The organism is Dehalobacter sp. (genome assembly GCA_023667845.1).
Taxonomy (GTDB): domain Bacteria; phylum Bacillota; class Desulfitobacteriia; order Desulfitobacteriales; family Syntrophobotulaceae; genus Dehalobacter.
The window spans coordinates 1-6,409 of record JAMPIU010000058.1 but is presented as its reverse complement, the minus strand read 5'-3'; the positions used below and the strand labels follow the sequence as shown (position 1 = coordinate 6,409).

Annotated in this window: 5 protein-coding genes and 1 tRNA gene; 4 read left to right on the top strand and 2 right to left on the bottom strand. The window is 44.1% G+C overall.

Translation table 11 applies throughout. The annotated features are described in order from the left end of the window. From NC238_05030 to NC238_05020, 3 genes are all read left to right on the top strand, one after another. The coding region (locus tag NC238_05030; GenBank protein ID MCM1565303.1) for a D-alanyl-D-alanine carboxypeptidase at positions 1–591 on the top strand (591 nt) is incomplete at its 5' end. Positions 592–765: 174 nt separating this feature from the next. Then, positions 766–840: transfer RNA gene (locus NC238_05025), tRNA-Val, on the top strand. A 247-nt stretch (positions 841–1,087) separates the two neighbouring features. After that, positions 1,088–3,850, top strand: a complete 2,763-nt coding sequence (locus tag NC238_05020; protein ID MCM1565302.1) for a PAS domain S-box protein — start codon at positions 1,088–1,090, stop codon at positions 3,848–3,850. Positions 3,851–3,894: 44 nt separating this feature from the next. Here NC238_05020 and NC238_05015 read toward each other — a convergent pair whose 3' ends face one another. Together NC238_05015 and NC238_05010 are read right to left on the bottom strand one after the other, a co-directional pair. Continuing rightward, positions 3,895–4,266 (bottom strand): response regulator, encoded by a 372-nt coding sequence (locus NC238_05015; GenBank protein MCM1565301.1) that lies wholly within the window; start codon positions 4,264–4,266, stop codon positions 3,895–3,897. 322 nt (positions 4,267–4,588) lie between these two features. Next, entirely contained in the window at positions 4,589–4,921 is a 333-nt protein-coding gene (locus NC238_05010; protein ID MCM1565300.1) for a hypothetical protein, read from the bottom strand. A gap of 203 nt (positions 4,922–5,124) precedes the next feature. Here NC238_05010 and NC238_05005 point away from each other — a divergent pair, with 203 nt between their 5' ends. Next, positions 5,125–6,369: an NAD(P)/FAD-dependent oxidoreductase gene (locus NC238_05005; GenBank protein ID MCM1565299.1), complete on the top strand. Its 1,245-nt coding sequence runs from the start codon at positions 5,125–5,127 to the stop codon at positions 6,367–6,369. The last annotated feature ends 40 nt before the right edge of the window (positions 6,370–6,409 follow it).

Sequence of the window (6,409 nt, the reverse complement as noted above, 5' to 3'; positions counted from 1 at the left end):
GGCCACCCGAAAATAAATGAACTGGTCCAGACCAGGGAGGCCACCATCCACTGGACCGAGCCGCCGGACAGGGAAAAGGAACTGAAAAACAGCAACCGGTTGCTTTTTGGAGATTATGAAGGGATTGACGGGGTGAAGACAGGCACCACGCCGCTGGCCGGCAACTGCCTGGTTGCTTCCGCCACCAGGGAGGGAAGAAGGTTGATCGCCGTGGCGCTTCACAGCAATGACCGTTACCGTGACTGTATCAACATGTTTGATTATGGTTTTGAAGTGGTCAAGCCGATCACTGTTGCAGAGAAGGGCGATGCTGTTACAAGCGTGCCGGTGACCGGCGGAATCAAAGACAGGGTGGAATTAATCGCTGAAAACGCCCTGGAAATAAGGATTGACCCGGATAATCTGCCTGAGCTGGAAAGGAAGGTGGAAGTGAAGGACCCCGCGGCAACCCCGTTAAAAAAAGGGCAGTATCTTGGCGAGTGCGTGTATATGCTGAAGGGGCAGGAACTGGGACGGGTCAGGCTGCTGGCGGGTGAGGATGTGCCCAGGCCGGGCTGGCACAGGCAGTTGTGGGACAAAGTCTTTAATTAATGCAAAAGAATTAAACAGGATTGATTTTGAGATGTATGTTGTTAAAAGGAAACGCTTAATTTGCAGGCCGTTAAGAGATAGGTCCGCCGGAGCGCTGTGTCAGCTTTTTCAGCGTTGTCGCGTTGGCAGGAAGGCTTGACTTTTGGCGGGCCATCGACGATAATATATATTACTGGGCGGGTAGTTCAGTGGGAGAACGCCTGCTTGACACGCAGGAGGTCGCCAGTTCAATCCTGGCCTCGCCCACCAGTGAAATGTAGCCCTCCGGGGAATGCTTTAAGCAACCGGGGGGCTTTTTGCTGCCCATTTGCCCGGATTTGAATTTTCCTGGCGCCCGATTGCAATTCACTATTTATAAATATCGGAATCTTGTAGGTTATACATATGCTAAGAATAACAAAATTTTATGTCAGGCAGTATTCGACACCATTCCCGAAGGTAATTTGTAGATGAGCGTCAAATTGATGTGCATGATCGTCTTTGGAGGTTAAACATAATGCGGGATGAGGAGAAGACAAAGGAACAACTTATTAATGAATTGGTTGATTTGCGCCAACAGATAGCTAATTTCAAAGAAACCGCAACCATGTGCGAAAGTTGCAAGAAGTCGCTCATGACCGCAGAGGAAAGGTTCCGCAGTATTTTTGAAAACACAATAGTAGGAATTTATCAGAGTTCACCTGAAGGGCGTTATATAACAGCAAACCCCGCCTTTGCACATGTTCTTGGTTTTGACTCGCCCGGTGAATTATTGAGTACAGTGACAAATATTGAAAAACAACTTTATGTAAGTACAAATGACCGCGCTAGATGTATTGAACATGTTCTGGAAAATGGTGTTGGTGATTTTGAGGTCCAGGTGTGGCGTAAAGATGGAAGTAAAGCCTGGATGGCAAATTATGTACGTGTTGTGCGGGATGACAGCGGGAATATTGCCTGCTTCGAAGGTATGGTTGTAGATATTACAAAACGTAAGAAAGCAGAAGAGGAGCTGAATAAATACCGTAACCACCTGGAAGAGATGGTGGACAGGCGTGCCGTTCAGCTAAAAACAGCCTTGGAGCAGCTTCAACAGGAGATCTCTGAACGAAAGCTAGTGGATGAAGCGCTCCGGGAAAGCGAGGAACGCTACCGTGCTATTTTTGAGAATAGCCCGGTCGGAATTATCGAGGCTTTTATGAACGGCACTATTCTGGACGCAAATCCTGCAGTGTGCAGTCTATTCGGGTACACCAAGGAGGAACTGCGTACCGTTGGCCGTAAAGGGATAGTCGATATCAACGACCCGAAGCTTAAAACCGCAATTGAGGAGTGTGAGCTAACCGGTAAATGCAGCAGAGAGATTATCCATTTCCGTAAAGATGGATCCAATTTTAAAGCGGAAGTAACCTCAAACCGGTATAAGACCAAAAACGGCAGTATTAAGACAATAGTGATTATCAGTGATGTAACTAATCGTAAAGTGGAGGAAGAAAGGCTTCGCCAGTCCGAGGAGCGCTTTTATAAAGCTTTTAAATCAAACCCCAACCTAATTGGCATCTCAACGATTACAGATGCCAGGTATATAGACGTCAATGACAGTTTTCTGAAAGTACTGGGATATCAACGTGAAGAAATAATCGGGCGTACAGTAAAGGAATTGGGTATCTGGGCGTCAATTGAGGAGCGTGAAAAATTAATAAAGAGAATCCTTAAAGATTCGACAATAAGAAATGAAGAAATCCGCTTTCATACGAAGTCCGGCGAACTCATTGTAGGGCTGGCTTCAATAGAAATAATTGTACTGAATAATGAGCAGCACTTGCTGGTAACTGTAAAAGACATAACCGTTCGCAAACGGTTGGAAGAGGCTCTTAAGGTAAGTGAGGAGCGTTACCGTGCCATTTTTGAGTATAGCCCGGACGCAATATTTCAAACTGTACCGGATGGCACTATCCTGGATGCCAATTACGCTGCCTGCCAAATGTTCGGGTATTCCAAGGAGGAGTTGTACGCTGTTGGCCGGCGAGGTATATTGGACGTCAACGACCCAAGACTTAAGGCAGGGCTTGAGGAAAGAAAAAAAGCAGGCAAAGTTTTTACACAAGTCACATCTGTCCGTAGAGATGGGACCAAGTTTGAGTCAGAAATAACCTCGAATATTTATAAGTCCAAAGATGGCAATGTGCGGTCAATAGTGATCTTGCGCGATATAACCGGACGCAAGCAAGAAGAAGAAAGGCTTCGTCAGTCCGAAGAACGTTTTTTCAAGGTTTTTGACGCTTCCCCGGCCGCTATGAGCATACAATTACTTAGCGATTATACTATAATAGATGTTAATAAAAATTTTAGTGAAATTACCGGCTACACTCGAGATGAAGCGATTGGTAAAACACCGACAGGATTAAGTCTGGTTGTTAACATGGAGGATATATCTAAAATATTACAGGCAAAAAAATCTGGAGCAGTGAGAAATGTCGAAGTAACATTGCTTAGTAAAGCTGGAGAGGAGCTTTCAGTACTTTTTTCCGCGGTGTTAATAAATATTAACAATGAGCCTTGTATGCTCTGCATGGCACATAACATTACCGAATTAATGCATTTCCAGAATGAGATGGCGCGCCTCGACCGTTTAAATCTGGTAGGGGAAATGGCTGCGGGAATAGGTCACGAAGTCAGGAACCCAATGACTACGGTCAGGGGATTTTTACAGTTATTCAGAGAAAAGAAGGAGTTTTGTAATTATACAGAGCAACTGGACCTGATGGTTGAAGAATTAGACAGAGCAAACTCTATCATCACCGAGTTTCTTTCACTTGCTAAAAACAAGTCAATTGATTTAAAAAGAAGCAGCCTTAACAAGATAGTAAAAACCTTATATCCCCTCATGCAGGCCGATGCTGTGAAAAGCGATAAAAATATAACCCTTGAATTAGAAGACATACCAATGATCCTTTTAGATGAAAAAGAAATCCGTCAGGTTATTTTAAACCTGGTTAGAAACGGCCTGGAAGCAATGCCGCCTGGAGGGAATTTAACTATCCGCGCCTATATGGAAGAAGGAGAAGTGATCTTATCCGTACGGGACCAAGGGGCGGGTATAAAGCCGGAAGTTTTAGAAAAGATGGGCACGCCTTTCTTCACTACCAAAGAAAACGGGACCGGCCTGGGGCTGGCGGTGTGTTACAGTATAGCGGCCAGACATAACGCAGTCATATCAATAGATACAGGACCAAAAGGGACGACCTTTAATGTTATATTCAATCTATTAAATGAATAATTAAATAACTTTAATAATAATCAGAAGGTTATTTCTTTGACATATTAACCAGGCTGTGAAAGAGCCTTTTTGACAGCTTCAACCAGGCGCTCCCTGGAAAAAGGCTTGGTTACAAAATCCAGGGCGCCGTTTTGTAATGCCTTTTTTATAGAATCTACATTATTCATAAAGCTTACGATAATTACCCTGGCGTTCGGGTCAATGGACAATATCTGCTCCAGGGCATCAAGGCCGTTCATTTCATGCATGATGATATCCATTGTAACCAGGTCCGGTTTTAAGCGCGTATATTCTTCAACTGAAGCGCTGCCGCTTTCGAATTCACCGATGATCTCGTAGCCTTCGCTGACGAGGATATCCTTCATCATTTTTCTCGCAAAATTACTGTCGTCCACAATCATAATCTTTTTGCTCATTTAAACCCTCATCAGCCATAATAAAAACCCAGGGAAAACCCCGGGTCAGAATTCCGAAAGACATATTTACTTCCTGGTAGCCCGGCTGACTTAAATATTATGCTTTACCCGATGCTTTTTATGTCCCCAGTTTTTTACTATGTTTGCTTTTTTAGTTTAGTTAAATCGTATAAATGCAATATATCTGAATGGCGTAAAATAGTAAAGCGCCATTTGTACTATTTTAACCATGACCATAGTCCCAATCTTTTTTGGGACCACTTTAAAAGAGCAGTATAAAAAGACAAATAATTGGAATATTGCTTTTTATAAATGCTGTTGTTCAGCAGTGTATAGTATAATCAAAATTTCCTTCCCATTTTACTGATCCCAGTTTGTTTACCAGGCCACGCTCCTTCATTTTTGTCCAGAAAGGCAGGGCTCCTTCGCTAATCTCGTTGACCGATATAACTTTAAACAGCGGGCGGACGAGTTTTAAAGCGCACTCGCCCAACCCTTTTCTCTTTGGATTAAAACCTATGGTCAGCACTCTCAAGTCAAAGTTGTCTTCCTGTTTGAACCCAATTATTCTTATTCCGTCATTAAACCTGAATAGCGTAGCGGTTTTATTTCCATATAAATATGTGTTTTCATTTATGGTTCCGAGACGCTCCATATAAATGTCACCCTTTAATTTTAAATTGCAAAATCAAAGAGAAATAGCATAAAATTTATACAGCGCAAGGATGTCCTAAAGGATTGATTATATGCCGGTTATCTCAATTATACCATAAAGATTAAATATTCTGACAACAACGGTGGAATATTTTTGAAAATTTTTTTAATTTACCAATTTAATTTTTTTATAGAGGTAAGAACATGTATGATTTGGTAGTAATCGGCGGCGGGCCGGCAGGGATGCTTGGCGCGGCTGCGGCTGGGAGCAGCGGTTTAAGAGTTGTTTTGCTGGAAAAAAATGATGTCCTGGGGAAAAAACTGCATATCACCGGCAATGGCAGGTGTAATATCACCAACAGTCGCCCTATAGAAGATTTTCACAAGAGCATTGTTAACAACGGTAAGTTCATGTGTAGTTCCTTCACATCTTTTGACAACCTGCGTTTAATTAATCTTATGCGTTCGCTGGGCGTGGTTATGAAAGTGGAGAGCGATGACCGTGTTTTCCCCGCCAGCGACCGCTCAGCTGATGTGGTGGGCGCGCTGATAAGGCATCTGCGGGAAAACCATGTGGAAATAAAGCTGAATGCGGAAGTCAGGGAAATCATGGTGATAGAGGGCCGGGTCAGCAGCGTTGTTTTAAAAAACGGCGTCAGTATAGTATGCGAAAGAGTTTTGCTGGCTGCCGGAGGGATGTCCTACAGGCACACCGGCTCCACCGGCGACGGGTACAGGATGGCCGGTCAGCTCGGACACAGCATTGTAGAGCCGCGCCCCGCGCTGGCGCCTTTAGTGGCAGGTGAGGAATGGGTTAAGGATTTAAGAGGCGTGACACTTGAAAATATTAAGGTACGGGTGTCAACCGGCGGCCGTGCGGCGGAGCAGGATGGAGAGCTGTTGTTCACGCATTTTGGATTATCTGGACCTGCGATTATTAATCTCAGCAGTTATCTCAGCAGAAATTCGATATTTCCGGTGGAGATACAAATTGACCTGCTTCCCCGTTTTTCCGGAGAGCAGCTGGCAGAACGGCTGCGCTCCTGTTTAGAGCAGAATACGGGAAAACACTTAAAGAATGCCCTGGGGGATCTGCTGCCGCGAAAAATAATACCGGTTATCTTTGAAAAGGCGGGATTGCACCCCCAAAAACAAGCCGATCAGGTCACCAGGAAGGATATTGATGTGTTGATTCAAACCATGAAAAATCTTACCGTAATTATAAACGGGATTCGCCCATTGAACGAGGCAATAATTACCAGCGGAGGCGTTGACACAAAAGAGATCAATCCTTCCACCCTGGAGTCAAAAATAATCAAAGGGCTTTATTTTGCCGGTGAAATTATAGATGTCGACGCGCTGACCGGCGGGTACAATTTGCAGATCGCTTTTTCTACCGGCTATTTAAGCGGAATAAGCGCGTCTCTCAAAAAGGGGAAATATTTATAATAATTTGTATGGCATAGCGCCAATAATTTTTGTCTATACT

Coding starts and splice junctions, on each gene's coding strand:
- NC238_05015 (MCM1565301.1), bottom strand. CDS start 4,266: ATGAGCAAAAAGATTATGATTGTGGACGACAGTAATTTTGCGAGAAAA.
- NC238_05020 (MCM1565302.1), top strand. CDS start 1,088: ATGCGGGATGAGGAGAAGACAAAGGAACAACTTATTAATGAATTGGTT.
- NC238_05005 (MCM1565299.1), top strand. CDS start 5,125: ATGTATGATTTGGTAGTAATCGGCGGCGGGCCGGCAGGGATGCTTGGC.
- NC238_05010 (MCM1565300.1), bottom strand. CDS start 4,921: ATGGAGCGTCTCGGAACCATAAATGAAAACACATATTTATATGGAAAT.